Origin of the sequence: Bradyrhizobium sp. 22, assembly GCF_000482425.1 — a bacterium.
GTDB classification, from domain to species: domain Bacteria; phylum Pseudomonadota; class Alphaproteobacteria; order Rhizobiales; family Xanthobacteraceae; genus Bradyrhizobium; species Bradyrhizobium japonicum_B.
This window is the reverse complement of the sequence record NZ_KI519400.1, coordinates 1,205,206-1,231,799: the sequence shown is the minus strand read 5'-3', so window position 1 is coordinate 1,231,799 and position 26,594 is coordinate 1,205,206. Positions and strand designations below refer to the sequence as shown.

Sequence of the window (26,594 nt, the reverse complement as noted above, 5' to 3'; positions counted from 1 at the left end):
GACCGCGATGCGTCCTTGGAATCAGAGATAGCCGGCGACGCGAAGGCGCTCGAAGGCGTCCTCGGTCTCGTGGTCGAGCGCGCGCCCCGAGCGCTCCGGGACCTTGGTCTGCTCGAGCTCGATCAGGATCTCGTCGATGGTCGACGCCGTCGAATTCACGGGATTGGTGATGTCCTGATCGCCCAGCGAGCGGTAGCGCTTGCCGTCTTTCGCCAGATAGAGCGGGATGATCGGGATGTTCTCACGCTTGGTGTAGGCCCAGATATCGGCCTCGGTCCAATGCAGGATCGGATGGATGCGCAAATGCGCGCCTTGCGGCGGTGAGGCGTTGAAATGATCCCAGAACTCCGGCGGCTGGTCGCGCACGTCCCAATTGCCTTCAAGCCCGCGCGGCGAGAACACGCGCTCCTTGGCGCGGGTCGCTTCCTCGTCGCGGCGGATGCCGGCGATCAGGCCGTCGAAGCCATACTTGGCGAGCGCCATCTTGAGGCCTTCGGTCTTGCGCGCGGCGGAGCGGGCGGCCGGCGGCAATGTCGGATCGACGGCATCGATGGGCGGGCAGGGCTCGACGCGCAGATCGAGATCCCACTCTTTGCCGTAATGATCGCGGAAGCGGTACATCTCGGGAAACTTCTTGCCGGTGTCGACATGAAGGGCCGGGAACGGCATCTTGCCGAAGAACGCTTTGCGCGCCAGCCAGATCATGACGTTGGAGTCCTTGCCGAGCGACCACAGCAGCGCGATCTTCTTCAGCCGGGCGAAGGCCTCGCGGAAGATGTAGATGCTCTGCGCCTCGAGCTGGTCGAGATGGTCCATGCTCGGCGCAACATCGGCAGAAAATTCTTGCGAGCCCAGGCGTGCGAGGGGGGCTCTGCTGCTCGCTCCCACCGAAGCGGAATCGTCCTTGAGAAGATGCATCTCTGCCACTTTGCGTTTGGAGGCGAAAATTCTATAGTTGCAGTGCGGAAGAGAAGAAAAAATTTTCTCTTTGCGCGCTCGAAACGAGACATATATAGAAAATAATTCCAGTCAACCCCGGAAGTGGGGGAAGCGAGTATCGCATGCGGTTCTTGCCGGTATTCCTCGATCTCAAGGCCGGTCCGGTGGTTCTCATCGGCGCGGGCGAGCTTTTGCGCGCCAAGCTGCGCGTGCTCGCCGCGGCCGGCGCGCGCATCCGTGTGCACGCGATCGACGACAATCAGGATCTCGGTCTCGGTGCGGAAGATGCGGCGCGTATCGAAGTCCGGACGGGCGATCCGCTCGCCGCCGATCTCGCGGGCGTCATCGCCGTCGTCTGCGCCGGCGCCGGCGACGTCGGGGTGGCGATGTCAATTCGCGCCAAGGCGCTCGGGCTCCCCGTCAACGTCATGGACGATCTCGAGCATTCCAGCTTCATCTTTCCGGCGATCGTCGATCGCGGCGACGTCGTGGTCGCGGTCGGCACCGGCGGCACATCCCCGGTGGTGGCACGGCGCGTGCGCGAGAAGATCGAGGCGCTGCTGCCGGCGCGCATCGGCGAGCTCGCCGAGTTCATCGGCGGCTTCCGCAAATCCATCAACGAACGGATCGCCGAGTTTCCGCTGCGCCGCCGCTTCTGGGAGCGGGTGATCGACGGTCCGATCGGTGCCGCCGTGCTCGCCGGCCGCAAGGCGGACGCAGACGCTGCCCTCAATGCGATTTCAGATCCCTCCGAATTCGCACGCGCGGACAAGCCGCAAGGCTCCGTCGCGCTGGTCGGCGCCGGTCCCGGCGATCCCGATCTTCTCACCATCAAGGCGCTGCGCGCGTTGCAGGACGCCGACATCGTCTTCCATGACGAATTGGTCTCGGGCGAAATTCTCGACCGCATCCGCCGCGACACCACGCGCGTTGCCGTGGGCCGCCGCGTCGGCAGGCCCGGCATCGGCCAGGACGCCATCAACCAGCGCATGATCGAGGCCGCGCAAGCCGGCCAGCGGGTGGTGCGGCTGAAGGGCGGCGATCCCTTCGTGTTCGGGCGCGGCGGCGAGGAGATCGAAGCGCTGCGCGCCGCAGGCGTTCCCTATTCGATCGTTCCCGGCATCACCGCAGGCCTCGGCGGCGCCGCCGATTTCGAGGTGCCGCTTACCTACCGTCATGAAGCGACCCGCATCACCTTCCTCACCGCGCACAAGGCGCGCGACGCGGAAGCGGTGGACTGGTCGGCGCTGACCGACACCAGGATGACAGTCGTCGTCTACATGGGCGTGTCCGCGACAGCTGCCGTGCGCGCGGGCCTGCTCGCTGCAGGCCGCTCGCCGGAGACGCCGGTCGGCGTGTTCGCCCGCGTCACGCGCCCCGACGCGCAAGGCGCGATCGGCACGCTTCGCGAACTTCCCGAGCTCGCACGGCGGGCCAATGGCGGTCCGGCCATTCTCATCATCGGCGAGGTGGTCCGGCATGCCGGTTCGCTTCGCCGCCAGACACCCAACCAAATCATCTCTGACCTATTGGATGCAGCCGAATGACCTCTCCGCTCGAACAGAAGAAGATCAAGATCGCCGGCCCCTCGATCGTGACCGCCAACCGCACCTGGGACGGCATCGTGGTTTACCGCACCGCCGCCAAGAGCTGGTCCGCGGACCTCTCGGAAGCCGCGATCGTGCGCAACTCCGACGAGGCCAAGGCGTTGCTTGCGGAGTCCATCGCCGATGACGTCGGCGCGATCGGCCCCTATATCGCCCCGGTGCAGGTCGGCGCCGACGGCAAGATCGAACCCGGCAACTTACGCGAACTGATTCGCCGCACCGGCGTCACCATCGGACAGTCGGCCCAGGCTTAAGGCATCTTCTTATGTATGCTTACGACGAAATCGACCGCACGCTCGTCAACGAGCGCGTCTCGGAGTTCCGCGACCAGGTGAAGCGGCGCCTGTCCGGCGAGCTCACCGAGGACGAGTTCAAGATCCTGCGCCTGCAGAACGGCGTCTATCTGCAATTGCACGCCTACATGTTCCGCGTGGCGATCCCCTACGGCACGCTGGCGACCAACCAGCTGCGGGCGCTGGCGCATGTCGCGCGCAAATACGACCGCGGCTACGGCCATTTCACGACAAGGCAGAACATCCAGTTCAACTGGATCAAGCTCGCCGAATTGCCGGACGCGCTGGAAGATCTCGCCAAGGTCGGTATCCATGCGATGCAGACCTCCGGCAACAACATGCGCAACGTCACCTCGGACCAATGGGCCGGCGTCGCGCCCGGCGAGATCGAGGACCCGCGCATCTGGTCGGAATTGATCCGCCAGCACACCACGCTGCATCCGGAATTCTCGTTCCTGCCGCGCAAGTTTAAGATCGCGATCACCGCATCGGACCACGACCGCGCCGCGATCAAGATCCACGACATCGGCCTGCGCCTGATCAAGAACGAGAAGGGCGAGACCGGCTTCGAGGTGCTGGTCGGCGGTGGTCTCGGCCGCACGCCGTTCATTGCCAAGACCATCAAGCATTTCGTGCACGGCCGCGACATCCTCAGCTACATCGAGGCGATCCTGCGCGTCTACAATCAGTACGGCCGGCGCGACAACATCTACAAGGCGCGCATCAAGATCCTGGTGCACGAGCTCGGCATCGAAAAATTCTCCCGCGAGGTCGAGGACGAGTGGCAGCACATCCGCAACTCCTCGCTCCAGATCGACGACGAGGTGATCGAGGACATCCGCTCGCGCTTCACCTATCCGGCTTACGAAAAGCTGCCGCATATGCCGGACGAGCTGCGCCAGGCCGCCGCCGACCCCGATTTTGAGGCGTGGCGCAAGAACTCGGTGGCCCCGCACAGGGTACAGGGCTACTCGATCGTCACCATCTCGCTGAAGCCGACGGGCGGGCCTCCTGGCGATGCCACCGCCGAGCAGATGGATGCGCTCGCCGATCTCGCCGACAGATATTCCTTCGGCGAGATCCGCGTCGGTCATGAGCAGAACCTGGCGCTGCCGCATGTCGCCAAGCGCGACCTGCCGGCGCTGTGGAAGGCGCTCGACAAGCTCGGGCTGGCGACGCCCAACGTCAATCTGATCACCGACATCATCGCCTGCCCCGGGCTCGACTATTGCTCGCTGGCGAATGCGCGCTCGATCCCGATCGCGCAGGAATTGACGCGGCGCTTCGCCAATCACGAGCTCGCCAATCTGATCGGCCGGCTCCACATCAACATCTCCGGCTGCATCAATGCCTGCGGCCATCACCATGTCGGCCATATCGGCATTCTCGGCGTCGAGAAGAACGGCGAGGAAGTCTACCAGATCACCATCGGCGGCCGTGCCGACGAGAACGCCGCGCTCGGCACCTTGATCGGGCCGGGCGTCAAGTTCGACGAGGTCGCCGACGTCGTCGAGGACATCGTGGAAGCCTATCTGGCGCTGCGCGAGCGGCCCGAAGAGCTGTTCATGGACACCGTGAAGCGTCTCGGCGTCGAACCCTTCAAGGAGCGCGTCTATGCCACTCGTTAAAGGCGGAAAGATCACGGGCGACAGCTTTGCCAAGCTCGCCGTCGACACGCCGGTGCCCGAGGGCGGCGACATCCTGGTGCCGGCCGAGCGCTTTCTGGCCGAGGCCGACACCCTGCTCAACCGTTCGGGCAAGGTCGGGGTGATCTGGCCCAACAACCGAGACATCAGCGAGCTCGTGCCCTATCTCGGCAAGGTCGCCGCCGTCGCGCTGGTGTTTCCGACTTTCCGCGACGGCCGCGCCTACAGCCAGGCCCGCCTGCTGCGCGAGCGCTACGATTATCGCGGCGAGCTGCGTGCGACCGGCCAAGTGCTGCGCGACCAGTTCGTGTTCATGCTGCGCGCCGGCTTCGACGCCTTCGAGGTCAAGAAGCAGGCCGACGCGGAGGCATTCATGGAGACTGCCAAGCGCTATTCGGTGTTCTACCAGCCGACCGGCGACGGCCGTATCACCGCGCTGCACCGGCGAATGCAGCTGCGTCATTCCGAGGGTGTCGGCACGTGAACGTCGTTCCCTCTCAGCTCGCTCGGCTCTCCGTTTCTGCGCTGCCTTCGGCGCAGGAGCTCGATCGCGCCTTGCGCGATGCCTCGCCCGCGGAGATCGTTGCCGCGGCGCTGAAGACGGTCGGGCGCGAGAAGCTGGCGCTGGTGTCGTCCTTCGGCACCGAATCGGCGACGCTGCTGAAGGTCATGGCGGATGTCGACCCGGCGATCCCCGTGATCTTCCTCGACACCGGCTGGCTGTTCGAGGAGACGCTGGCCTATCGCGACACGCTGATCGCGACGCTGGGTCTGAAGGATGTCCGCTCGATCAAGCCGGCCGAGGAGACCCTGTCGCGCGAGGATCCCGACCGCGATCTCTGGTTCTCCGATCCTGACGCCTGCTGCCGCATCCGCAAGGTGGAGCCGCTGGCGCGCGCGTTGAAGCCGTTTGATGCCTGGCTCAACGGCCGCAAGCGTTTCCAGGGCAATGCCCGTACCGACATTCCGGTCGTCGAGGACGACGGTGTGCGATTGAAGTTCAATCCGTTCGCCAACGTCTCCCGCGAGGAACTCGAGGCGATCTTCGTCCGCGCCAAATTGCCGCGTCATCCCCTGGTCGCCTCCGGTTTCCGGTCGGTCGGGTGTATGCCTTGCACGAGCAGAACGGCCGAAGGCGAGGATGAACGCGCCGGTCGCTGGCGCGGCCGAGCCAAGACAGAATGCGGCATCCACACGATGAGGACTTCGTAGCACAGCGACATTGCCACGCTGCAAACAAGGAAATCCGGTTTCGTTGACTTGAGCGCGTTTCGCCGCGAGTTTCGCCTGCCTTCGCCGACACCGACGTCAGTGAAGTGAATGGAGATGGACATGATGCGCCGTATCGTTCCGCTCGCTGCAGGTCTCGTCTTGACGGGTTTCTTGGCAAGCGCGGCTCTCGCCGCTGACATCAACCTGTTGAACGTGTCGTACGATCCGACCCGCGAGCTCTATGCCGAGTTCAACAAGGCATTTGCGAATGCCTATCAAAAGGAGACCGGCAAGAGTGTCGAGATCAAGCAGTCGCATGGCGGTAGCGGCTCGCAGGCCCGCGCCGTGATCGACGGCTTGCAGGCCGACGTGGTGACGCTCGCGCTCGCCTACGACATCGATGCAATCGCGGCCAAGCGCCTTACCGCGGCCGACTGGCAGAAGCGGCTGCCGCAGAATTCATCACCCTATACCTCGACCATCGTGTTCCTGGTGCGCAAGGGCAATCCCAAGGCCGTCAAGGACTGGGACGATCTGGTCAAGCCGGGTGTCGCGGTGATCACGCCGAACCCGAAGACATCGGGCGGTGCGCGCTGGAATTATCTTGCGGCCTGGGGTTTTGCGCAGAAGAAATATGGCTCAGCCGACAAGGCCAAGGATTTCATCGGAAAGCTCTACCAGCAGGTGCCGGTGCTGGATACCGGCGCGCGCGGCGCCACGGTGACCTTCGTCGAGCGCGGCGTCGGCGACGTGCTGCTCGCCTGGGAGAACGAGGCGTTCCTCGCGCTGAAGGAGTTCGGCGCGAACAAGTTCGAGATCGTAGCGCCGCCGCAGTCGATCCTCGCCGAGCCGCCGGTCGCGATCGTCGACAAGGTGGCGGACAGGAAGGGCACGCGCAACGCCGCCGACGCGTACCTGCAATATTGGTACACGAGGGAGGGTCAGGAGATCGCCGCGCGCAACTTCTACCGCCCGCGCGATGCCGAGATCGCAAAGAAATACGAAAACGCCTTCGCCAAGCTCGAACTATTTACGATCGACGACGTTTTCGGTGGTTGGACCAAGGCGCAGAAGGAACATTTCGCCGACGGCGGCATCTTTGACCAGATCTACAAGAACTGATCGGCTGCTGTCTTAGGAGGCTTTTGCAGGGGGCCTGGTGAGCGCAATCGCAGCACGACGCCGGATATTGCCGGGCTTCGGTCTCACGATGGGACTGACGCTGTCCTGGCTGTCCGTCATCATCCTCATTCCGCTCGCCGGGCTGTTCCTGAAATCGCTCGAACTCAGTCCCGAACAGTTCTGGAATATCCTCTCCAGCCGCCGCACCCTGAACGCCCTGCGCGTCTCCTTCGGCCTGGCCTTCGCCGCGGCCTGCGTCAATCTCGTCATGGGCAGCATCATCGTCTGGGCGCTGGTGCGCTACCGCTTTCCCGGCCGCCGGCTGTTCGACGCCATCGTCGACGTGCCCTTCGCGCTGCCGACGGCGGTGGCGGGCGTCGCGCTGACCGCGCTGTTCGCCGAGCAGGGCTGGCTGGGGGCGCCGCTTGCGGCGCTCGGCATCAAGGTGGCGTTCACGCCGGTCGGCATCTTCGTCGCCATGATCTTCATCGGTATTCCCTTCGTGGTGCGCACGGTTCAGCCGGTGCTGCAGGACCTCGATCCCGAGATCGAGGAAGCCGCGGGCTGCCTGGGGGCCAACCGCTGGCAGACCATCACGCGCGTGATCCTGCCCTCGCTGGCGCCGGCGCTGCTCACCGGGCTCGCGCTCGCCTTTGCCCGCGCCGTCGGCGAATACGGCTCGGTGATCTTCATTGCCGGTAACCTGCCCAACGTCTCCGAGATCGCGCCGCTCCTGATCGTGATCCGCCTGTCCGAGTTCCGCTATGCCGACGCGACCGCCATCGCGGTGGTCATGCTCGTCGTCTCCTTTGTCGTTATCCTGGCCGTCAACCGGCTCCAGCGCTGGGCGCAGAGCCGGATCCCGGCGCGCTGAGGGCGGACCATGACGATGCAGATCGCCCATTCAGGTCCCGTCACCTCGTCCGACGATAAGGCCCGTGCACGTGAAGCCCTCGCGCGGGACAATCTTCGCACCGAGCCGAAGGCAGTGCGCACTGTCATCATCGTTGTCGCGGTCGCGTTTCTCGGCATCTTCGTCGTGTTGCCGCTGGTGGTGGTGTTCGCGCATGCGTTCTCGAAGGGAATCGCCGCCTATTTCGCCGCGCTGGCCGATCCGGAGGCGCTGGCCGCGATCAGGCTGACGCTGCTGGTCGCAGCGATCTCGGTGGGCCTCAATCTGGTGTTCGGCCTCGTCGCCGCCTGGGCCATCGCCAAATTTGACTTCCCGGGTAAGACGTTCCTGATCACGCTGATCGACCTGCCGTTCTCGGTGAGCCCGGTGATCTCCGGGCTCGTCTTCGTGCTGCTGTTCGGCGCGCAGGGCTATCTCGGCAGCTGGCTGAGGGATCACGACATCCAGATCCTGTTCGCGGTGCCAGGCATCGCGCTCGCCACCACCTTCGTGACCTTCCCCTTCGTGGCGCGTGCGCTGATTCCCCTGATGCAGGAGCAGGGCACGCAGGAGGAGGAGGCCGCGATCTCCCTCGGCGCCTCGGGCCTGCAGACCTTCTTCCGCGTCACGCTGCCCAACATCAAATGGGGCGTGCTCTACGGCGTCCTGCTCTGCAACGCGCGGGCGATGGGCGAGTTCGGCGCGGTCTCGGTCGTATCCGGCCATATCCGCGGCGAGACCAACACGATGCCGCTGCTGGTCGAGATCCTCTACAACGAATACCACTTCGTCGCCGCCTTCGCGATTGCCTCCTTGCTCGCGATGCTGGCGCTGATTACGCTGATCGCCAAGACGGTACTGGAACGCCATCTGGACCAGGGACAGGCAAGTGACCATTGAAGTCAGAAATCTCGTCAAGACGTTCGGCAGCTTCAAGGCCCTCGACGGCGTCGACCTCAAGGTCGACGGCGGCGAGCTGGTGGCGCTGCTCGGACCGTCGGGATCGGGAAAGACCACGCTGCTCAGGATCGTCGCCGGCCTCGATTGGCCCGACGCCGGTGAAGTCCTCATCAACGGCGAGGACGCGCTGGCGCAGGGCGCGCGCGAGCGGCATGTCGGCTTCGTATTCCAGCACTACGCGCTGTTCCGCCACATGACGGTGTTCGAGAACGTCGCCTTCGGCCTGCGCGTGCAGCCGCGCGGGGTCCGCAAGGACGAAGCGACCATCCGCGCGCGCGTCAAGGAGTTGCTGGACCTCGTCCAGCTCGACTGGCTTTCCGGCCGCTATCCGAGCCAGCTCTCCGGCGGCCAGCGCCAGCGCATCGCGCTCGCCCGCGCGCTCGCGATCGAGCCGCGCATCCTGCTGCTCGACGAGCCGTTCGGCGCGCTCGATGCCAAGGTGCGCAAGGAGCTGCGCAGGTGGCTGCGCTCGCTGCACCACGAGATCAACGTCACCTCGATCTTCGTTACCCACGACCAGGAGGAGGCGCTGGAAGTCGCCAACCGCGTCGTGGTCATGGACAAGGGCAGGATCGAGCAGATCGGCTCGCCCGACGACGTCTACGACAGCCCGGCAAGCGCCTTCGTCCACGGCTTCATCGGCGAATCCATCGAGTTGCCGGTGCAGGTCGAGGGCGGCGTCGTCAGGCTCGGCGACCGGCCGCTCGCTCTTGCAGCGGACGGGCTCGCGCCTGGCGCGTCGAGATTGTTCGTGCGCCGACATGACATGGTGGTCGGCCCGCCGGGCAGCGGCGCCTTCGAGGGCTCGGTGCAGCATGTCCGCAATTTCGGCCCCGTGCAGCGGGCCGAGGTCACATTGTCGGGCGGCAAGACCATCGAGATCGATGCCCCCCGCGACAAGGAACTGCGCGCCGGCGACATGATCGGCCTCGAACCGCGCCGTTACCGGATATTTGCGGGTTAAGGCCCCGTGATTGCGGGTTCGATGCTTCGCACTGCCCCGGAATGACGGCACAAATTTTCCTCAAAATTCACCTTTCAGCCATTGTTGATATGCAACAACGGCCCCTCATACGGGGGCACCTTCATGCGCGCTGCGGCCGCAATTCTCATCACTTTGCTGCTCGCCGGCTGTGCCGGCAACGAGGCACCGGTCCAGCAGCCGTCGATGTATACGGACATGGCGGTGCCGGGCTCCAAGCTCGATGCGCAGGCGGCCGCGATCATGATCTCGCAATACCGCCAGAACAACATGCTCGGCACGGTCGTGGTCGACCCCGATCTGATGCGGCTTGCGGAATCCCAGTCCCAGGCCATGGCCGCCGCCAACAAGATGGACCATGACGTCCGCGCGCCCCTGGCCAAGCGGCTCGCCGCCGGCGGCTATCCTGCCACCGTCGCGGTCGAGAATATTTCGGCCGGCTATCATACGCTGGCGGAAGCCTTTTCCGGCTGGCGCGACTCGCCTCCGCATCGCGCCAACATGCTCAAGAGCGGTGTCACAAAATTGGGCATCGCGGCGAGCTATGCCCCCGGCACCAAGTACAAGGTGTTCTGGACCATGATCCTGGCTTCGACGGAGCGATGAGCCAGACTTGATCTCGGCATGCATTGACGCCGTCGCGAAGTGTCGCCACGGTGGCGCGCCATTGCTAATGTTCCCCGATGACAGATCGTAGCCCGGAATCCGCCCGCATCCCCGCGCATGCGCAACGCGTCCTGGTCCTGCAGGGCGGCGGCGCGCTCGGCTCTTACCAGGCGGGTGCCTATCAGGCGCTGTGCGGCGCCGGCTTCGAGCCGGAATGGGTCGCCGGCATCTCGATCGGCGCGGTCAACGCCGCCATCATCGCCGGCAACGAGGGGCCGACCCGCGTCAAGCGGCTCAAGGAATTCTGGGAGATGGTCTCCGCGCCGGTGCCGTGGAAGCCGATCGGCAAGAGCGATCACAGCCGCGAGCTGTTCAACTCGACCAGCGCCGCGCTGATCGCCACCTTCGGCGTGCCCGGCTTCTTCGTCCCCCGCGTCCCGCCGGCGCCGCTGTGGCCGCCGGGGCATCCCGAAGCCCAGAGCTATTACGACACCGCGCCCTTGAAGAAGACGCTGGAGCGCCTGGTCGATTTCGACCGCATCAACGACCTGAAGACCCGCCTGTCGGTCGGGGCGGTCGGCGTCACCTCCGGCAACTTCAAGTATTTCGACAATTACGAGCTCAAGAAGCTCGGCAAGAAAATCGGCCCGGAGCACATCATGGCCTCCGGCGCGCTGCCGCCCGGCTTTCCCTCGGTGATCATCGACGGCGAGCATTATTGGGACGGCGGCATCGCCTCCAACACCCCGCTCGACTACGTGCTCGATGCCGAGCTCGATCGCGACATGCTGATCTTCCAGGTCGACCTGTTTTCGGCGCGCGGCGATCTGCCGACTTCGCTGCTGGAGGCCGCAGAGCGCGAGAAGGACATCCGCTATTCCAGCCGCACGCGGATGAACACCGACAAGAACAAGCAGCTGCACAACGCCCGCAAGGCCGTGCGCGACCTGATCGGCAAATTGCCGGACTACCTGAAGAACGATCCGTCCGTCGAATTCCTCGCGAAAGTGTCGCGCGAAAGCACCGTCACCGTGGTGCATCTGATCTACCGCAGCAAGAACTACGAATCTTCGTCGAAGGATTACGATTTCTCTCACGTCGCCATGGTCGAGCATTGGGAGGCCGGCGTGAACGACGTGCACCTGTCGATGCGCCACAAGGATTGGCTCGAGCGGCCGCAGTCCGGCGAGACCATGGTGACCTACGATCTCACGGGGGACGTCTCTGCGCCCCCGGCAAAAAGGAGCGAATCAAATGGGTAGTCTGTCAGGCAAGAACGCCGTCGTGACCGGATCCACCAGCGGCATCGGGCTCGCCTACGCGCGTGCGTTCGCCGGCGCCGGCGCCAACGTCGTCATCAACGGCTTCGGCACGCCGGAGGACATCGAGAAGGAACGCGCCAGGATCGAACAGGAGTTCAAGGTGAAGGCGATCTATTCGCCCGCCGACATGACCAAGCCCGCCGAGATCGCCGGGATGATCGCGCTCGGCGAGACGACGTTCGGCTCGGTCGACATCCTCGTCAACAATGCCGGCATCCAGTTCGTCTCGCCGGTCGAGGAGTTTCCGATCGAGAAGTGGGACCAGATCATCGCGATCAACCTGTCCTCCGCCTTCCACGGCATCCGCGCCGCGGTGCCCGGCATGAAGAAGAAAGGCTGGGGCCGCATCATCAACACGGCATCCGCACACTCGCTGGTGGCCTCGCCATTCAAGTCGGCCTATGTCTCAGCCAAGCACGGCATCGCCGGTCTCACCAAGACCGTGGCGCTGGAGGTCGCGACCCACAAGATCACCTGCAACTGCATCAGCCCGGGTTATGTCTGGACGCCGCTGGTGGAGAAGCAGATCCCCGACACGATGAAGGCACGCAATCTGACGCGCGAGCAGGTCATCAACGACGTGCTGCTCGCGGCGCAGCCGACCAAGGAATTCGTCACCTCCGAGCAGGTCGCAGCGCTGGCACTGTTCCTGTGCAGCGACGACGCCACCCAGATCACCGGCACCAATCTCTCGATCGACGGCGGCTGGACCGCGGCGTAAGGCGGCGGTGCCGTAGGGTGGGTTAGCCTTATAGATGTGCGAAGCGCATCTGTAAGGCGTAACCCACCACTTCTGTGACTGCGGAAACAAAAGAGGTGGGTTACGCCTTTGGCTAACCCACCCTACGAGAGCGACACCGAGGCGGCAGCTGCCCGCTCAATGCGTCCAGGCCAGTGCAGTCACGAACGCCGAGGACAGGTTCAGCTCAGCAAACATGATCTTGCCGGAGACGACGAACAGCACGCTGGCAAGCGTCAGCCGCAACACCGTCTCGGGCACGCGCGTCGCGCTGTAGCTGCCGACGACGATGCCGGGCAGCGAGCCCATCAGCAGCACGCCCATCAAGGCCCAATCCACGTCGCCGAGCGCCCAGTGCCCCATGCCGGCGACCAGCGTCAGCGGCACCGCGTGGGCGATGTCGGAGCCGACGATGGTCACCATCGGCAGGCGAGGATAAAGCAGCAGCAGCACGGTGACGCCGACCGCACCGGCGCCGACCGACGAGATCGAGACCAGCACGCCGAGCACGATGCCGGTCACGACGGTCGCGATCGCCGTGGTACGATCGTCGACGCGCTCCAGCCGGCTGCGATAGCGCTCCATGATCGACTTGCGGAAGATCAGCGAGGTCGCGGTCAGCAGCAGCGCGAAGCACAGCACCAGATTGACCAGGCTGCGCTCGGAATCGCTCTTGAGGTCGAGCTTCCACAGCACGAGCAGCGTCAGAGCGCTCGCGGGAATGCTGCCGCAGGCGAGCCGCAGCACCGCCGGCCAGTGCACGCTGCGCGACCAGCCATGCACCACGCTGCCGCCGGCCTTGGTCGCGGCGGCATAAAGCAGGTCGGTTCCGACCGCCGTGGAAGGATGAACACCGAACAGCAGGATCAGGAGCGGCGTCATCAACGAGCCACCGCCCACGCCGGTCATCCCGACAAGGAGGCCGACGCCGAAGCCGGAGGCGACGTAGAGTGGATCAAGCATATCGGGATAATCTTAGGTTGATCTGGTCGGTTAGGCAATACGACGTAGGATAAGGTTCCCCTGATGCGCAACCACCTCGGCAGAATAAGAAAAATATTGCCTCGCGTTGAAAAAGCGGAGGCGTTTTGCCTCGTTCGCGCTCGTGTGCTGACGGAGCTGTTCCCTCCGAAAGCACTGAGCATCGAGGCGTGCAGCGCCTATTTCCCGAACGCCAGCACGTGCAGGCCAAGGCGTTGCCGCACGATCCAGAACAACAGCACGGTCTCGAAGGTGAGGGAGATCGAGGTCGCAGCGGCGGCGCCGTGGCCGCCATAGCGCGGGACCAGCGCGATGCAGAGCACGAGGTTCATCACGAAGGCCAGCGCGTAAGCGAGCGCGCAGATCTTCTGCTGACCGAGCATGTTGAGCAGCCGCTCGACCGGCCCGATCGCGGCGCGCACCACGAGCCCGATCGCGGCGACGAACATGATGTCGTAGCCGACCACGAACTGCGGCCCGAACAACCAGAGCAGCGGCTTGCCGAGCGCGAGCAGCACGATGGTCGCCGCCAGCGACGGCCAGAACGTCCAGTTGATCGCATGCGCCACATAGGCCGACAGCCGCGCCTTGTCGCCGCTTGCGTTGTATTCGGCGAAGCGATGCGCCGTCGTCGCCGACATCGCGTAGTGGATGAAGGAGACCAGCGCCAGCGTCTTCACCACCGCAAAGTAGACGCCGACCTCGTCGGAGGGACGGAACTGCTGCAGCACCAGCACGTCGGTGTAGGACAGCAGCAAGTAGAAGCTCTCGACCAGGAGGATCGGCAGCGAGACGGCAAGCCAGCCGCGGATGTCGTAGGCGCTGGGACCGGGCTCGATGTGATCGGCGAGCTTGCGGTTCAGCACCACCATCTGTCCGGTCATCGCGATCCACACCGCGCCTGCGCTCGCAACCATCGCGGCGACGGCACCGAGATGATAGCCGAGCAGGAAGGCCGCGCCCGTAATGCCTATGATCAGCGCCTGGCGGATGATGAATTGCGGCATCAGCCCGAGCTGCATCCAGTCATGCGAGCGCGCGATGCCGTCCTGGGTGTTGGCGACCACGAAGGCGGGCAGGGTCATGCAGCCGATATAGAGGGGCAGCTGCTCGGCCGGATCGATCCAGGGCGACAGCAGCCTGACGATGCCGGCAAGGCCGAGCGACACCAGCGTCGACACGGCAAAAGTCAGCCAGCGACTGCCGGACAGAAAGCCGCGCAGCAGCGCCTGGTCGTTGCTGGCGCGATATTCCGGAATGATCTTCTGTGCCGAGGCCGAGATGCCGAAATCCATCATGCTGCCGAGCAGCAGCACCCAGGTCCAGACATAGACATAGACGCCGTAATCGGACGTGCCCATCCAGCGCGCCAGCAGCACCTGCGAGACATAAGCGAGCCCGGCGCTGATGACGCGGATGACGAAGATGGTGCCGGCGAGCCGCCGCGTCAGCGAGGCCTCGCTGGGCCCGCCCGTCAGCCTGGCCCGCAGCCGCGCGATCAGCCCGGCCGGTCCGGTCGTTGCGGGTTCTGCATCCATCACGGCCACGAAGAATCTCCAGGGCGTCCCGCATGCTGCGGCAGGCCTGGGAAATAGCAACCATTCGTTAAGATTGGGTTGGGCGGGCTCTTGGCCCAACTCTCAGCTGTCGTCCCGGACAAGCGCGCCCGAGCGCGCGCAGATCCGGGACCCCTAGACCCGGGAAGAAGTTATGGCGCGAACTGATCACTCCGTGTCTTCGCCGAACCACGCCCTGTGGCTATGGATCCCGGATCTGCGCTTCCCTTGTCCGGGACGACGCCGAATGTGGATTGCGGGTTGAGCAACTCACTCGCGTTAAGCGCGACTCACTCCAGGTTCGTATTGAACTCGTAGGCCTTCTCCGGCCCGACCAGCGTGAATTTCAGCGCCGCACCGTCCGGCTTGGCGCCCGGCGGCAGGCCGTCGAGCTCGAAGGAAAACCGCATCACGCCGGGCGGGCCGTGCTGCACCGGCGCCGGAATCGGAAGCGCCCAATCGGGCGTCGGGCCTTCCACGAACAGATTGACGTTGCGGCTGTCGGGCGTGATCACGTCGACGACGACGTTCTTCGTCCCGTCGCGCTTGACGTCGCGGATGGTGAGCGGATTGGGATCGCCGATATTGGCGGGCTTGGGCACGGTGTCGAGCGCGGCGCGCAAATTGGCGTCCTCGGTCGAGGCGACGCTGTTGAAGCCGAGCTCGGCCTTGGCCTCGACCGGAATGCAGAGCTTCTCGCACACGGCGTAATTGATCTCGGCGCGCAAGGTCACGGGCTTGTCGGCCGCCTTGGCGACGATACGCAAAGGCAGCACGATCTGGTCACGATAGCCGATCGAATGGCCGCCGGCGCCGTCGGCGAATTTTTGCGGCGCCGGCCACATCACCGTCACCGCCTCGACATTGTCCGACTTCGAGAAGTCGAACCGCGGCGGAACGCCGGAATCGCCGGGGTTGCGCCAGTAGGTCTTCCACCCCTGCTGGAGCTGGAAGGCGATACCGCCGAGCAGGACGGCGCCGCTGCGCGATCCCGCCAATAGCCGCACCGCGGAATGTCCGTCGCGCTGCCACGGCGAAGCGTCATCGGCGCGGGCTGCGATGGCCAGCGACGACGCAAGCAGGGTTGTCGCGACGCCAATCGCCGCACGCAGGGGAACTCTCGTCAGCATGGCACGTCTTTACAGGGTCGCCCCGAGGCAAACCATTGAATTGCTTGTGATGGATGCAGCCGAATCGCGTCCCTGCAAGCCTTGATTTGACAGCGGCTAGGTCCGACATCAGGATAGGAATTGAAACCGGAGTGCTTCACCGATGGCTCCCACAGGAAAGAGAACGGGCGAAAGCACCCGCCGCGCGGGTCCGGCGCTTCCCAATTCGGCCGGTTATCTCGACGGCCGGCTGCTGATCGCGATGCCCGTGATGGGCGATTCCCGTTTCGAGCGCTCGGTGATCTATCTCTGCGCCCATTCGGCGGAAGGGGCGATGGGCATCATCGTGAATCACCCGGCCGGCAGCATCGACTTCCCCGAGCTGTTGCAGCAGCTCGGCATCATCAAGAAGGGCGAGCACATCAAGCTGCCGGAGAACGCCGAAAGCATGAAGGTGCTGCGCGGCGGCCCGGTCGATACCGGCCGCGGCTTCGTGCTGCATTCCAGCGACTTCTACATCGAGAACGCGACGCTGCGGATCGACGACGGCGTCTGCCTCACGGCGACCGTCGACATCCTGCGCGCCATCGCCAGCGGCTCCGGCCCCAAGCACGCCATACTGGCGCTCGGCTATGCCGGCTGGGCGCCGGGCCAGCTCGAGACCGAGATCCAGAGCAACGGCTGGCTGCATTGCGATGCGGATGCGGATTTGATCTTCGGCGACGACGTCGACGACAAATACACCCGCGCGTTGCAGAAGATCGGCATCGATCCGGGGATGTTGTCGAACGAGGCGGGCCACGCGTAATTTGTTCAGACGCTAGCGCCCCACTCTCGGTGTCGTCCCGGACAAGCGCGCGCAGAGCCGGGACCCATGCTCCCGGCAAGGAGTGTGGTGCGAGCTCTCGACCACGAGCCTTCGCCAAACCGCTCCCCGTGGTTACGGGGCCCGGCTCTGCGCTTCGCTTGTCCGGGACGACGGCGGCGTGTGAGCCGCGCCTATTCCGCCGCCTGCTGCTGCACCGTCGGCTCCGTGCCCGCCACCGTCGCGCGGCGCATGTCGCGGGGCTGCGACTGGTCGTAGCGGCGGACGCGATGCATGGTCTGGCGATTGTCCCACATCACGAGATCATGCAGCTTCCATTTGTGGACGTAGACGAACTCTGGCTGCGTCGCGTGCTCGTTGAGATCGCGCAGCAGCAAGCGCCCTTCAGGCACGCTCATGCCGACGATCTTGCCCGCATGCGACGACAGATACAGCGACTTGCGACGGTGGACGGGATGGGTCCGCACCAGCCGCTGCAGCACCGGCTTGAACATCTCCTTCTCCTCGTCGGTGTATTCGGTGAAGCCGAGCGACCCCCGCGAGTACATCAGGGAGTGCTCGCAGACGAGGTCTTCGATCTCCGCCTTGGTCTCGTCGTCGAGCGCGTCATAGGCGGCGCGCATGTCGGCGAACTCGGTGTTGCCGCCCTTCGGATTCACTACGCGCGCCGACAGCAGAGAGAACTTTGCCGGGATCGGGCGGAACGAGCTGTCGGAGTGCCACAGGCAATTGCCGAGATTGAACAGATTGGCGCGGCTGTCCTTCGGCAGCGGCTTGCCGTCCTTGCCGAGGTTGGAGACGTCGTTGAGGCCCGAGGTGAGGCGGTATTCGTCGGCCTTGGTGATGTTGCCGCCGCGGGCGTCCTCGCGCTGGCCGAAGTTCAGGGCGAAGGCCATCTGCTGCTCGTCGGTGATGTCCTGGTCGTGGAACACCAGCACTGCGTATTTGTCCATGGCGGCCTCGACCTCGCGTGCTTCGGCCTCGGTGAGAGGCTTGCGCAGATCGAGGCCGGACACCTCGCCGACGAAATGTTTTTGCAGCTGCCGGATGGCGATCGTCATGACGTTCTCTCCCGCGTGTCGCGAGCGGTTGCTCCCGCTCTGTCGGCGAAAAAGCTACTCCCGCACTCGTACTTGTCAACGCGCGGTGCGCATATCTCTCACGCGTTTCGCGCCATCAGCCCGCCATCGACCGGGATCACCGCGCCGGTGAGGAAGGACGCCGCCGGCAGGCACAGGCTCAGGGTCATATGCGCGACCTCCTCGGGATCGCCGTAACGGCCGAGTGCGGTGCGACGCTTGGCGTAGATGGTCTTGTGCTCCTCGGAGATGCGGTCGGTGATCCCAGTGCGGATCGGGCCGGGGCAGATGCAGTTGACGGTGATGCCCTCGCGGCCGAGCTCCACGGCGAGCGATCGGGTCAGGCTGGCAACGCCGCCCTTCGCCGCCGAATAGGGGCTGTGCAACGCGGTGGCGCCGAGCGCCTCGGTCGAGGCGATGTTGACGATGCGCGGGCATCTCGACTTGCGCAGATGCGGCAGCGCGGCGCGGATGATGCGCGGATGCGCCGTCAGCATCACGGCGATACCCCTCGCCCAGGCGTCCTCATAGCTCTCGTCGTCGATCGCGACGCGGACGGAGATGCCGGCGTTGTTGACGACGATGTCGAGCCCGCCGAAATGCGCCGCGACCTCATTCACCACACGCTTGATCTCGCCGCCGTCGGCAACGTCGAGCTTCCACGCTTTTCCTGCGCCGCCGCTCGCGGCGATCTCCGCGGCCACCGCCTGCGCGCCTTGCGCGTCGTAATCGGTGACGGCGACGTTGGCGCCCTCGGCGGCGAACACGCGCGCGGTGGCACGCCCCATGCCGCTGGCCGCGCCGGTGACGAGAACGGTCAGGCCCTTGACGGACCGGCTGAGCTCCTTGAATTCGGACATGTTGTTTCCTCGGAACACTGCTTTTCTTGTTATGATTGACAAGGCTGGCATCGATCCGCAGACAGGTCAAACAAGCAAGACAAAAGGGGAGGCCGCCATGGCGAACGAGCTCGATTTCTCAGGCAAGCAGGTGCTGGTCGTCGGCGGCTCGAGCGGGATCGGCAACGGCATCGCGCAGGCGTTTCGCACGCGGGGCGCGCAGGTCGCAGTGTGCGGCACGCGCGCTCGCGCAACGGAATATTCTGCGGAAGAAGGCTCCGATCTCACGGGGCTTTCCTACGCGCAGCTCGACGTCAGCAATCCCGGTGCGATCGAGACGTTCAAGCCGTCCTTCGACAGGCTCGACGTGCTCGTGCTGGCGCAAGGCGCGGTGCTCTATCGCCGCGGCGAATTCGAGATGGCCGGCTTCCGCAAGGTGGTCGAGGTCAACCTGATGAGCCTGATGGCCTGTGCGACGCGGTTTCATTCCATGTTGCGGGATGCCAAGGGCGCGTTGATCATGGTGTCATCGACCGCGGCCTATCATTCCACCATGGGTAATCCCGCCTATAACGCCTCGAAGACCGGCGCGGTCGGATTGACGCGAACGCTGGGAGAGGCCTGGGCCGAGGACGGCATCCGCGTCAACGGCATCGCTCCCGGCCTCGTCGACACCAAGATGACGAAGGTGACGACCGACAATCCCAAGCGGCTCGAAGGCGCGCTCGCGCGCATCCCGCTGCGGCGATTGGGCACGCCGGCCGACATGGCGGGCGCGGCGCTGTTCCTGGCCTCGCCGCTGTCGTCCTACATCATCGGCCAGACGCTAGTCGTCGATGGCGGGCTGATTCTGTAGCCGTCTCGGCAACACTTTCGTCATCGCTTGGAACTGCGCTGCTCCTGATCGGTTACTTGGGCTGACCCCCGAGGAGGAGCATCATGGACACGGATCGGATTGTTGGATCGGCGAAGGAATATGCCGGACGCGCGGAAGGCGCGATCGGAGACCTGGCAGGCGATGCCAAGACGCAGGCATCGGGCAAGGCGCGCGAGGCTGCGGGCACGGTGCAGAATCTCTACGGCCAGGCCAAGGATGCCGTGCGCGATGCCGCGGATACCGCGACCAGCTACGCCAAGGACGCCTATGAGAACAGCGGCGACACCTTCCGCGACGGCACGCAGGCGCTGTCGAAGAAGGTGCAGGACAATCCGCTCGGCGCCCTGATGGTGGCCGGTGGCATCGGTTTTGCGCTCGCGCTGCTGATGTCGCGTCCCGCCCGCCGTCCGCCGCCGCGCTGGCGCTATTAAGGGCTGAATCAAAGTCCACGTCTCTGGTGCCCCGGACGCAGCGCATCACGCAGTGGTGCGCTGCTGAGCCGGGGCCCATTCTTTTTTGAATGCCTTGAGAGGAGCTGGGTCCCGGCTCTGCGCCGCATCACCAAGGGATGCTGCGCCGCGTCCGGGACACGAGACCTTCGCTTACCGGAACATCTCGGCGGAGCGGCCGACGTTGCCCGGTGGACGCGGGATGCCCGGATTGGGAGCTGGATTGCGCGGGCCGGGCGCCGGCGCCAGTTGACGCGGCGGTCCTGGCTGCGGCGAGCCGAAGCCGAAGAAATCGCGGAACGAGGGCGGCGCTTGCGCCGGCTGCTGCGGCGGCACCGGCGGCTTCTTCGGCGCCAGTTTCGGCGGCCCGATCGCGGCGGCGGCGCCAGCCGCGGTCGGATTGGCGGCGTTGCCCTCAGGCGTCGTCGCGGCCATCGGCGTATCGCCCTTGGCCTGCTCGCGGCCGACTTCGCGGCGCGGCCAGGCATAATCGTCGGCGCGGCCGGCCGGCGCCGCCAGCGGCTCACCCTTCACCATCGTCCTGGCAGCGAGCGCATCGACGGCGGCGGGACGCGAGCCGGGGCCGCCCAGCAATTGATCGGTCGAGATCGAGGCCGCGACCAGCGGCACGATCGGCCCCGCCAGCGGCCGCGGCGCGGGCTTGCCGGGCTCGGCACTGGTGTCGGGGGTCGCGGGCTCGCTCGGCAGCGCGATCGGGCCGGAGCGTCCGGCCAGCAGGCGCGTGATCTCGCGCTCGACATAATGCGCGAGCTTGCGCGCGCCGGCCTTGGTGAAATAGACGCCGTCAGAGCTGCGCAGCTGGCGGATCTGGCCCTCGAAGTCCGGGCCCTTCTGCAGGAAGCGGCCGGCTTCGTCGACGAAACCGTCCCAGACGTCGACATAGGTGATGCCGGCCTTGGCCGCGCCCTCGCGATAGAGCGAATCCAGGAACAGCGTATCCGCGGTGCCCTTGGGTCCGCGAACCGCCGGCAGGCCGACCCACAGCACCGGCACGCCCTTGGATTTGAGGACGGCCGCGAGCTCCTCGATCTTCTTGCTGTAGAGCTCGATCCAGCGCTCGTCGCGGAACTCGTAGAGGCCGTTCGGATTGCGCGCGGTCTTTTCCGGCGCGGCCGCAGGCGTGTCGGCGTTGTCGGCGTCGTCCTGCGGCAGGTCGGCATCGGCCGGCTTGTCCTCGGGCTTGGCGGCGCTGTCGGTGCCGGGCTTTGCCTCGCCCGGTTTTGCCGGTGGCTTGCCGCGCGCGCCCTTGTCGTTCTTCTTGTCCTTGTCCGCAGCGGGCTTCTCTGTCTTCTCCGCCGCCGGCTCGCGGATCGCGGCGCGGTCGTTGAGGCCGAGCATGACGACGATGACGTCGGGCTTTTCGGTCTCGAGGATGCCCCTTGCCGCCGCCGCCCAGTCCGAGGGCTCGCCCTTGGGCTGGTACCTGATCAGGCCGGAAACGGTCTTGTGCTTGCGGATCACGCCCATGTCGGGCTGCTCGGCGTAGGCGTCTTCCAGGCCGTAAGCGAGCCAGTCGGCCATGGCATCGCCGAGCACCAGCACGTTCTTCTCGGGGATGGTGTCGCGCTTGGCCGGCGCCGGGGCGCGCGAAAAATCCTGCCGCGGCGCCTGCTGCTGTTGCTGCTGGAACGGTACGAAGAAGTCGCCGCCGAACCAGCCGCCGCCTCCACCCCGTGGTGGCGGCGGCGCCGAGCGCTGCGGCGGGCCGCCGAAGCCGGGGAAGTTGAAGAACTGCGCCGAGGCAGGTCCTGCGACCACCACCAGGATCGCAAGCGCCGTCCCCAGCGCGATCAACGGGCCGGTCTCGGTCAGTGCCTTGAACAGGGACTTCTTCGACATGCGATCTCGGGCGCGCAACGGGGATCGGAAGTGGCTCAATATAGTAACGGAATCGGGCGCGAAACGGGCAAATTCCGTTGCAGATTCTTGCCCCATACGCCGGGGAACAGCCGCCTGCGTCAAGCGCGGCGGGCGAAATCCCTGTTCAGGGTTACTTTTGGGGCGATTCTACCGTCCGCGCAGCCGATCCAGCGCCTCGGAGGAGGCAAAGCCGTCGGCCGGTACCCCGATCGAGGCCTGGAAGTTGCGCAGCGCCTCCCTGGTCTGGCCGCCGAACTGGCCGTCCGGGGTGCCCTTGTAGAAGCCGCGCTGGGCCAGCAGCTGCTGCAGCTCCAGCCGCTCGGTGCGCGACAGCTCGCGCTCCTGGCGCGGCCAGGGTTGGACGAAGGGCTGCCCGCCACGCAGGCGGTCGGCGAAATGGCCGATCGCCAGCGCATAGGCCTCGGCCGGGTTGTACTTCATGATGACGCGGTAGTTCTGCAGCATCAGGAAGCCCGGTCCTTGCGCGCCCGCTGGCGCCAGCAGGTAGGCTTTCTCGCCCGGATGCGGGAAGGGCTGGCCCGTCGCCCGCTTGAGCCCGAGCTTCTCCCATTGCGCGATCGGCATCGCCTTGGCGCGGTCGGCCAGCATGTAGTTGAAGCCTTGGGGCACCACGACCTCGTAGCCCCAGGTCTGGCCAGCCTGCCAGCCGTCCTTCTTCAGGTTGTTGGCGGTGGAGGCGATCAGATCGGTGGGATTGTCGACGACATCGCGCCGTCCGTCACCGTCGCCATCGACGGCAAAGCGCTTGAATGCGGTCGGCATGAACTGGGTCGGGCCGAAGGCGCCGGCCCAGGAGCCGCGCATCTGCTCCGGCCTGAGGTCGCCGCGGTTGAGGATCTCCAGCGCCGACAGGAACTCGTCCTTGAAATAGGTCTGGCGGCGGCCGATGCAGGCCAGCGTCGCGGTCGATTGCAGCACGCTGCGGTCGCCCATCTGCGTCGAGTAGTTGGACTCGATGCCCCAGATCGAGGCGATGATGTAGCGATCGACGCCGGTGGCCTTCTCGGTGGCGTCGAACTGCGCCTTGTATGTCGCGAGGATCTCGCGGCCCTTGGCGAGGCGGTTGTCGTTCACCAGGATGTCGAGATAGGCCCAGATCGATTTGGTGAACTCGGGCTGCGAATCCATGAGGTCCATGATGCGCAGATCGGGGCTGAGGCCGGCCGTGAAGCGCTGGAAGTTTTCCTGCGTGACGCCGCGCCGTGCGGCATCGGGCCACATCCCGGCGACGCAATTGTTGAAATTGCCGGCGGCCTCGCGGATCGCTGCCGCCGTCATCAAGGGATGGCCGGAGGCGCCGTCCTCGCCGGTCCAGGGCAATGCTCCCGTTTGACCGCCGCCGGGTCCCGGCGGGGCTTGCGATGGCGCCGCGTTGGAGCCGGAGAAGATGCCGCCGAACAGGTTGGACAGGCCGTTCTGCGCCTGAGCGTGCGCGCCGGCAGGCAGCAGCAGAGTGGCCGCAACCATCATCGCGCCGGTCGCGGATACCGTCCGTCTTGCCTGTCCTGCCACCGATCGCATCATGTCCCACCCATCGGGCTTTTCAAAAATCCGCCATCAGGAGGCCTGGTTACGGTTGCCAATAGCTTAACAAAGGTGAAATTTTGGTGGCGGCCTTTTTCTTAACTCTGCGCGGGTGAGGCCCCACATCCGCCTTTGTTGGCGGCTGCAAACAGGTTAGCAAATGCCATTGCTCCGTTCCCAGCTCCGTTCCCATGGGCTCTCAGGTATTCGATCAATCACATGAAAATTCGCAAAGCCGTATTCCCCGTCGCCGGTCTCGGCACCCGTGTCCTGCCCGCCACCAAGGCGATGCCGAAGGAGATGCTGACCATCGTCGACAAGCCGCTGATCCAGTACGTCTATGACGAGGCGAGGGAGGCTGGCATCGAGCACTTCGTCTTCGTCACCGGCCGCAACAAGAACGTCATCGAAGATCATTTCGACCGGATGTACGAGCTCGACGCGACGCTGGCGGCTCGCGGCAAGAAGGCCGAGCAGGACATCCTGGCGCAGAACCAGCCCGACGCGGGCGCCGTCAGCTTCACGCGCCAGCAGGCGCCGCTCGGCCTCGGTCACGCGGTCTGGTGCGCGCGCGACATCGTCGGCAATGAGCCGTTCGCCGTCGTGCTGCCTGACGAGCTCGTGCTCAACACGCCCGGCTGCCTGAAGCAGATGATCGAGATGGCATCATCGCTCGGCGAGAAATCCAATCTGGTCGCGGTCGAGGCGGTGCCTGACCATCTCACCCATCAATACGGCATCTGCGGCGTCGGCAAGCGCAGCGGCAAGATGTTCGAGGTCGACGGCATGGTCGAGAAGCCGGCCAAGGGCACCGCGCCCTCGAACCTCTCGATCACCGGCCGCTACATCCTTCAGCCCGAGATCTTCAAGATCCTGGAAACGCAGGAGCGCGGCGCCGGCGGCGAGATCCAGCTCACCGACGCCATGATCGGCCTTGCCAGATCGCAGAAGTTCTACGGCGTCGAGTTCGAGGGCGAGCGCCACGATTGCGGCTCCAAGCCCGGTTTCCTGCGCGCCAACATCGCCTACGGCCTGAAGCGCCCCGAGCTGCGTGACGGCCTGATCGCGGAGATGAAGAAGTATCTGGGGCAGTAACGCGCCGTCATTGCGAGCGAAGCGAAGCAATCCAGAATTTTTCCACGGAGAATGCCTGGATTGCTTCGTCGCAAGAGCTCCTCGCAATGACGAGGAGAGAGCTCGTCACGCCACCAGCGACAGCTTCGGCAGGCTCGCGACCACCGACTGGTTGCGGCCGCCAGCCTTCGCGGCGTAGAGCGCCTTGTCGGCGGCGGCGACCAGGATCGACCAGTCCATGCCGGCGGCCGGAACCAGGCTGGCGACGCCGCAGGACACCGTCGAAATTACCTGCTCATCGGACCAGCCTTGCACCTTGGTCCGGATCGCCTCGGCGACCTTGAAGGCGTCTGTGGCCGATGTATTCGGCAGCAGCACGGCGAATTCCTCGCCGCCATAGCGCGCGGCACAGTCGCCGGCGCGGCTCACCGAATCGGAAATGCAAATGGCGATGCCGACCAGCACCTGGTCCCCTGCCTGATGACCGAAGCTGTCGTTGTAGGCCTTGAAGTGATCGGCATCGATCATCACCAGCGCGATCGGCGCCTTCTGGCGCATGGCGCGCCGCCATTCGACGTCGATGACGGAATCGAATTTGCGGCGGTTCTTCAGGCCGGTGAGCGCGTCGGTCGTCGCCATCTCCTCCAGCTTGCGCTCGGCCTCGGCGCGCCGGCCGATCTCGCGCGCCAGCACGAGCGTCGACCCCAGCACGAACAGCGCGAGCGCCAGCACCACGGCACCGATGCGGAACGCCTCCTTCTCCCAGAGCGCGAAGACGGCGGTCAGGGGTTTGCCCGCCACCACGAACAGCGGTCCGCTGTCGCCGCCGCGGACATAGAGCCGAGGCGTCGGGTCGACCGGGCCCTGTCCCGAATAGGCGGCCCCGATTCGGAGATTGTCGGCCCTCCAGCTGCGGCGATCGTTCAGATTGGTGCCGATGATGTCGAGATCGAATGGCCGCCGCATCATGATGGTGCGGTCGCGCTTGAGGACGGTGATGGTGTCTTCGGGATCGAGCTTCAGCTGCTCGAACAATTGGTGGAAATAGCTGAAGCGGATCGAGCCGGCGACGACGCCGAGGAACCCGCCGTCGGTGTCGCTGATGCGCCGGCTCAGCACGATCGCATAGGTGCCGCGAAACAGCATGGGACGACTGATGAACAGCCCGACGTCGGGATTGTCGCGATGAACCCTGAAGTAATCCTCCTCGCTCCGGTTCTCGGGGAGGGGATCGAGCGTGGAGGCGTCGATGGTCAGCCGGCCCTCGGCATCGAACACCTGGATGGCGCCGAAATGCTTGGCTGTCGTGGCGTGGTCGAACAGGATGAGGTGACGGATCGGCTTCGACACCGTCGCGAGCTCGGGCAGCAGCATGTTGCTGGCGACCGCCTTCAGCGACAAATCGTAGATATCGAAGTTGCGGCTGACGTCGGACTGGATGGTGGTCGCGAGGTTCTCCAGCGTCTGGCGGGCGAGCGCCTCCTCGCCGCGGCGCATGTCGAGCATCACGTTGACGCAAACGGCGGAAAAGCCGATCACCGTCACGATGGACGAGATGATCAGCAGTTTCGCAGAAATCCGCCACGGCCGGCGGGCCATGGCGTCGCGCCATCCAGACAGCATCGTTTGCTCCCGGCATAAGTGGATGCGCCCGAAAGCTTGCGCGATGTTTAAGGCGGGACGGCGCTGCCGTACTGAGTTAAGAATCGGTTTACGCAGGCCACGGTTTTGGGCAGACCCGGCGTGAGCAGACCCGCTTTCGGACGAGAGGACGATTGTGAACGACTACGACGCGTTGCGCGACTATCTGATGCGGCAGAAGCAGGACGAACTGGTGCTGAGCTTCGAGCAGATCGAGGAGATCATCGGCGCGGCCCTGCCGCGCGCGGCCAATCGTGCCTCGTGGTGGGACAGCCTGCGCAGCCCCGACATCCAGATGCCGCAGCGCGAAGCCTGCCTCGCCGCGGGCTTCGTCGCGACCCGGATGCCTGACGGTGCGAGCGTGCGGTTCAGGAAGCAGAAGTCGCAGAGGCGGTGGTAGTGCAGCGGCAGGGGAGG

26 protein-coding genes are annotated in these 26,594 nt (G+C 65.3%); 17 read left to right on the top strand and 9 right to left on the bottom strand.

The genetic code is table 11. The features are described from left to right. Nucleotides 1-21 precede the first annotated feature (21 nt). Complete coding sequence (gene cysD / locus K410_RS0131140) at nucleotides 22-816, bottom strand: sulfate adenylyltransferase subunit CysD (RefSeq protein WP_028138502.1); 795 nt, start codon at nucleotides 814-816, stop codon at nucleotides 22-24. Nucleotides 817-1,061: 245 nt separating this feature from the next. Here cysD and cysG point away from each other — a divergent pair, with 245 nt between their 5' ends. The 12 genes from cysG to K410_RS0131080 all read left to right on the top strand — a co-directional run bounded on the left by cysG (nucleotide 1,062) and on the right by K410_RS0131080 (nucleotide 12,302). Beyond that, nucleotides 1,062-2,486 carry a siroheme synthase CysG gene (gene cysG / locus K410_RS0131135; protein ID WP_028138501.1) on the top strand — a complete coding sequence of 475 codons (1,425 nt, stop codon included), beginning with the start codon at nucleotides 1,062-1,064 and terminating at the stop codon, nucleotides 2,484-2,486. Next, on the top strand, nucleotides 2,483-2,800 hold the full coding sequence (locus K410_RS0131130) for a DUF2849 domain-containing protein (protein ID WP_028138500.1): 318 nt from the start codon (nucleotides 2,483-2,485) through the stop codon (nucleotides 2,798-2,800). Before cysG ends, K410_RS0131130 begins: the two co-directional genes overlap by 4 nt. A gap of 11 nt (nucleotides 2,801-2,811) precedes the next feature. Next, nucleotides 2,812-4,467, top strand: coding sequence for a nitrite/sulfite reductase (locus K410_RS0131125; protein ID WP_028138499.1), 1,656 nt, complete (start codon nucleotides 2,812-2,814; stop codon nucleotides 4,465-4,467). Beyond that, nucleotides 4,454-4,969: a DUF934 domain-containing protein gene (locus tag K410_RS0131120; protein WP_028138498.1), complete on the top strand. Its 516-nt coding sequence runs from the start codon at nucleotides 4,454-4,456 to the stop codon at nucleotides 4,967-4,969. The genes K410_RS0131125 and K410_RS0131120 overlap by 14 nt, the downstream gene beginning before the upstream one ends. Further along, the gene (locus tag K410_RS0131115; RefSeq protein ID WP_028138497.1) at nucleotides 4,966-5,697 is read left to right on the top strand and encodes a phosphoadenylyl-sulfate reductase; all 732 of its coding nucleotides are present in this window, start codon (nucleotides 4,966-4,968) and stop codon (nucleotides 5,695-5,697) included. The genes K410_RS0131120 and K410_RS0131115 overlap by 4 nt, the downstream gene beginning before the upstream one ends. A 108-nt stretch (nucleotides 5,698-5,805) precedes the next feature. Continuing rightward, complete coding sequence (locus tag K410_RS0131110) at nucleotides 5,806-6,819, top strand: sulfate ABC transporter substrate-binding protein (RefSeq protein ID WP_155253763.1); 1,014 nt, start codon at nucleotides 5,806-5,808, stop codon at nucleotides 6,817-6,819. Between the two features lie 37 nt (nucleotides 6,820-6,856). After that, entirely contained in the window at nucleotides 6,857-7,693 is an 837-nt protein-coding gene (gene cysT / locus K410_RS0131105; RefSeq protein WP_080672282.1) for a sulfate ABC transporter permease subunit CysT, read from the top strand. A gap of 9 nt (nucleotides 7,694-7,702) precedes the next feature. Continuing rightward, nucleotides 7,703-8,611, top strand: a complete 909-nt coding sequence (gene cysW, locus K410_RS0131100; RefSeq protein ID WP_028138494.1) for a sulfate ABC transporter permease subunit CysW — start codon at nucleotides 7,703-7,705, stop codon at nucleotides 8,609-8,611. After that, nucleotides 8,601-9,635: a sulfate/molybdate ABC transporter ATP-binding protein gene (locus K410_RS0131095; RefSeq protein WP_028138493.1), complete on the top strand. Its 1,035-nt coding sequence runs from the start codon at nucleotides 8,601-8,603 to the stop codon at nucleotides 9,633-9,635. Before cysW ends, K410_RS0131095 begins: the two co-directional genes overlap by 11 nt. Before the next feature lie 123 nt (nucleotides 9,636-9,758). Continuing rightward, nucleotides 9,759-10,259 (top strand): CAP domain-containing protein, encoded by a 501-nt coding sequence (locus tag K410_RS0131090; protein ID WP_028138492.1) that lies wholly within the window; start codon nucleotides 9,759-9,761, stop codon nucleotides 10,257-10,259. Between the two features lie 77 nt (nucleotides 10,260-10,336). Continuing rightward, complete coding sequence (locus K410_RS0131085; protein ID WP_028138491.1) at nucleotides 10,337-11,521, top strand: DUF3734 domain-containing protein; 1,185 nt, start codon at nucleotides 10,337-10,339, stop codon at nucleotides 11,519-11,521. Continuing rightward, nucleotides 11,514-12,302, top strand: coding sequence for a 3-hydroxybutyrate dehydrogenase (locus K410_RS0131080; protein ID WP_028138490.1), 789 nt, complete (start codon nucleotides 11,514-11,516; stop codon nucleotides 12,300-12,302). Before K410_RS0131085 ends, K410_RS0131080 begins: the two co-directional genes overlap by 8 nt. 156 nt (nucleotides 12,303-12,458) lie before the next feature. Here K410_RS0131080 and K410_RS0131075 read toward each other — a convergent pair whose 3' ends face one another. From K410_RS0131075 to K410_RS0131065, 3 genes are all read right to left on the bottom strand, one after another. Then, a complete protein-coding gene (locus K410_RS0131075; protein ID WP_028138489.1) occupies nucleotides 12,459-13,283 on the bottom strand; it encodes a sulfite exporter TauE/SafE family protein in 825 nt (274 codons plus the stop codon). A gap of 197 nt (nucleotides 13,284-13,480) precedes the next feature. After that, complete coding sequence (locus K410_RS0131070) at nucleotides 13,481-14,848, bottom strand: flippase (protein ID WP_028138488.1); 1,368 nt, start codon at nucleotides 14,846-14,848, stop codon at nucleotides 13,481-13,483. A gap of 299 nt (nucleotides 14,849-15,147) precedes the next feature. Beyond that, complete coding sequence (locus K410_RS0131065) at nucleotides 15,148-15,987, bottom strand: protein-disulfide reductase DsbD domain-containing protein (protein WP_028138487.1); 840 nt, start codon at nucleotides 15,985-15,987, stop codon at nucleotides 15,148-15,150. Nucleotides 15,988-16,129: 142 nt separating this feature from the next. Here K410_RS0131065 and K410_RS0131060 point away from each other — a divergent pair, with 142 nt between their 5' ends. Next, nucleotides 16,130-16,774 (top strand): YqgE/AlgH family protein, encoded by a 645-nt coding sequence (locus K410_RS0131060; RefSeq protein WP_028138486.1) that lies wholly within the window; start codon nucleotides 16,130-16,132, stop codon nucleotides 16,772-16,774. Between the two features lie 191 nt (nucleotides 16,775-16,965). On the opposite strand, the gene K410_RS0131055 is transcribed toward K410_RS0131060, so the two are convergent. Further along, nucleotides 16,966-17,853, bottom strand: coding sequence for a TauD/TfdA dioxygenase family protein (locus K410_RS0131055; protein ID WP_028138485.1), 888 nt, complete (start codon nucleotides 17,851-17,853; stop codon nucleotides 16,966-16,968). Between the two features lie 98 nt (nucleotides 17,854-17,951). Continuing rightward, entirely contained in the window at nucleotides 17,952-18,731 is a 780-nt protein-coding gene (locus tag K410_RS0131050; protein ID WP_028138484.1) for an SDR family NAD(P)-dependent oxidoreductase, read from the bottom strand. A gap of 97 nt (nucleotides 18,732-18,828) precedes the next feature. Between K410_RS0131050 and K410_RS0131045 the strand changes: the two genes are divergently transcribed. Both K410_RS0131045 and K410_RS0131040 read left to right on the top strand, forming a co-directional pair. Then, nucleotides 18,829-19,566, top strand: a complete 738-nt coding sequence (locus K410_RS0131045; RefSeq protein ID WP_028138483.1) for an SDR family NAD(P)-dependent oxidoreductase — start codon at nucleotides 18,829-18,831, stop codon at nucleotides 19,564-19,566. Between the two features lie 83 nt (nucleotides 19,567-19,649). Further along, nucleotides 19,650-20,018 (top strand): CsbD family protein, encoded by a 369-nt coding sequence (locus K410_RS0131040; RefSeq protein ID WP_028138482.1) that lies wholly within the window; start codon nucleotides 19,650-19,652, stop codon nucleotides 20,016-20,018. A 171-nt stretch (nucleotides 20,019-20,189) separates the two neighbouring features. Here K410_RS0131040 and K410_RS0131035 read toward each other — a convergent pair whose 3' ends face one another. Beyond that, the gene (locus K410_RS0131035; RefSeq protein ID WP_028138481.1) at nucleotides 20,190-21,896 is read right to left on the bottom strand and encodes an SGNH/GDSL hydrolase family protein; all 1,707 of its coding nucleotides are present in this window, start codon (nucleotides 21,894-21,896) and stop codon (nucleotides 20,190-20,192) included. A 168-nt stretch (nucleotides 21,897-22,064) separates the two neighbouring features. After that, the gene (locus tag K410_RS0131030) at nucleotides 22,065-23,459 is read right to left on the bottom strand and encodes a lytic murein transglycosylase (RefSeq protein WP_049820467.1); all 1,395 of its coding nucleotides are present in this window, start codon (nucleotides 23,457-23,459) and stop codon (nucleotides 22,065-22,067) included. Nucleotides 23,460-23,681: 222 nt separating this feature from the next. On the opposite strand from K410_RS0131030, the gene K410_RS0131025 reads away from it, so the two are divergent. Further along, nucleotides 23,682-24,557 (top strand): UTP--glucose-1-phosphate uridylyltransferase, encoded by an 876-nt coding sequence (locus K410_RS0131025; RefSeq protein WP_028138479.1) that lies wholly within the window; start codon nucleotides 23,682-23,684, stop codon nucleotides 24,555-24,557. Between the two features lie 105 nt (nucleotides 24,558-24,662). On the opposite strand, the gene K410_RS0131020 is transcribed toward K410_RS0131025, so the two are convergent. Continuing rightward, nucleotides 24,663-26,159 (bottom strand): sensor domain-containing diguanylate cyclase, encoded by a 1,497-nt coding sequence (locus K410_RS0131020; RefSeq protein ID WP_028138478.1) that lies wholly within the window; start codon nucleotides 26,157-26,159, stop codon nucleotides 24,663-24,665. Nucleotides 26,160-26,313: 154 nt separating this feature from the next. On the opposite strand from K410_RS0131020, the gene K410_RS0131015 reads away from it, so the two are divergent. After that, nucleotides 26,314-26,577: a DUF7662 domain-containing protein gene (locus K410_RS0131015; protein ID WP_028138477.1), complete on the top strand. Its 264-nt coding sequence runs from the start codon at nucleotides 26,314-26,316 to the stop codon at nucleotides 26,575-26,577. The last annotated feature ends 17 nt before the right edge of the window (nucleotides 26,578-26,594 follow it).

Bases quoted from the DNA above. Each gene is read 5' to 3' on its own strand.
- cysD (WP_028138502.1), bottom strand. From the start codon at position 816: ATGGACCATCTCGACCAGCTCGAGGCGCAGAGCATCTACATCTTCCGC.
- cysG (WP_028138501.1), top strand. From the start codon at position 1,062: ATGCGGTTCTTGCCGGTATTCCTCGATCTCAAGGCCGGTCCGGTGGTT.
- K410_RS0131130 (WP_028138500.1), top strand. From the start codon at position 2,483: ATGACCTCTCCGCTCGAACAGAAGAAGATCAAGATCGCCGGCCCCTCG.
- K410_RS0131125 (WP_028138499.1), top strand. From the start codon at position 2,812: ATGTATGCTTACGACGAAATCGACCGCACGCTCGTCAACGAGCGCGTC.
- K410_RS0131120 (WP_028138498.1), top strand. From the start codon at position 4,454: ATGCCACTCGTTAAAGGCGGAAAGATCACGGGCGACAGCTTTGCCAAG.
- K410_RS0131110 (WP_155253763.1), top strand. From the start codon at position 5,806: ATGGAGATGGACATGATGCGCCGTATCGTTCCGCTCGCTGCAGGTCTC.
- cysW (WP_028138494.1), top strand. From the start codon at position 7,703: ATGACGATGCAGATCGCCCATTCAGGTCCCGTCACCTCGTCCGACGAT.
- K410_RS0131090 (WP_028138492.1), top strand. From the start codon at position 9,759: ATGCGCGCTGCGGCCGCAATTCTCATCACTTTGCTGCTCGCCGGCTGT.
- K410_RS0131085 (WP_028138491.1), top strand. From the start codon at position 10,337: ATGACAGATCGTAGCCCGGAATCCGCCCGCATCCCCGCGCATGCGCAA.
- K410_RS0131080 (WP_028138490.1), top strand. From the start codon at position 11,514: ATGGGTAGTCTGTCAGGCAAGAACGCCGTCGTGACCGGATCCACCAGC.
- K410_RS0131075 (WP_028138489.1), bottom strand. From the start codon at position 13,283: ATGCTTGATCCACTCTACGTCGCCTCCGGCTTCGGCGTCGGCCTCCTT.
- K410_RS0131065 (WP_028138487.1), bottom strand. From the start codon at position 15,987: ATGCTGACGAGAGTTCCCCTGCGTGCGGCGATTGGCGTCGCGACAACC.
- K410_RS0131060 (WP_028138486.1), top strand. From the start codon at position 16,130: ATGGCTCCCACAGGAAAGAGAACGGGCGAAAGCACCCGCCGCGCGGGT.
- K410_RS0131055 (WP_028138485.1), bottom strand. From the start codon at position 17,853: ATGACGATCGCCATCCGGCAGCTGCAAAAACATTTCGTCGGCGAGGTG.
- K410_RS0131050 (WP_028138484.1), bottom strand. From the start codon at position 18,731: ATGTCCGAATTCAAGGAGCTCAGCCGGTCCGTCAAGGGCCTGACCGTT.
- K410_RS0131045 (WP_028138483.1), top strand. From the start codon at position 18,829: ATGGCGAACGAGCTCGATTTCTCAGGCAAGCAGGTGCTGGTCGTCGGC.
- K410_RS0131040 (WP_028138482.1), top strand. From the start codon at position 19,650: ATGGACACGGATCGGATTGTTGGATCGGCGAAGGAATATGCCGGACGC.
- K410_RS0131035 (WP_028138481.1), bottom strand. From the start codon at position 21,896: ATGTCGAAGAAGTCCCTGTTCAAGGCACTGACCGAGACCGGCCCGTTG.
- K410_RS0131030 (WP_049820467.1), bottom strand. From the start codon at position 23,459: ATGCGATCGGTGGCAGGACAGGCAAGACGGACGGTATCCGCGACCGGC.
- K410_RS0131025 (WP_028138479.1), top strand. From the start codon at position 23,682: ATGAAAATTCGCAAAGCCGTATTCCCCGTCGCCGGTCTCGGCACCCGT.
- K410_RS0131020 (WP_028138478.1), bottom strand. From the start codon at position 26,159: ATGCTGTCTGGATGGCGCGACGCCATGGCCCGCCGGCCGTGGCGGATT.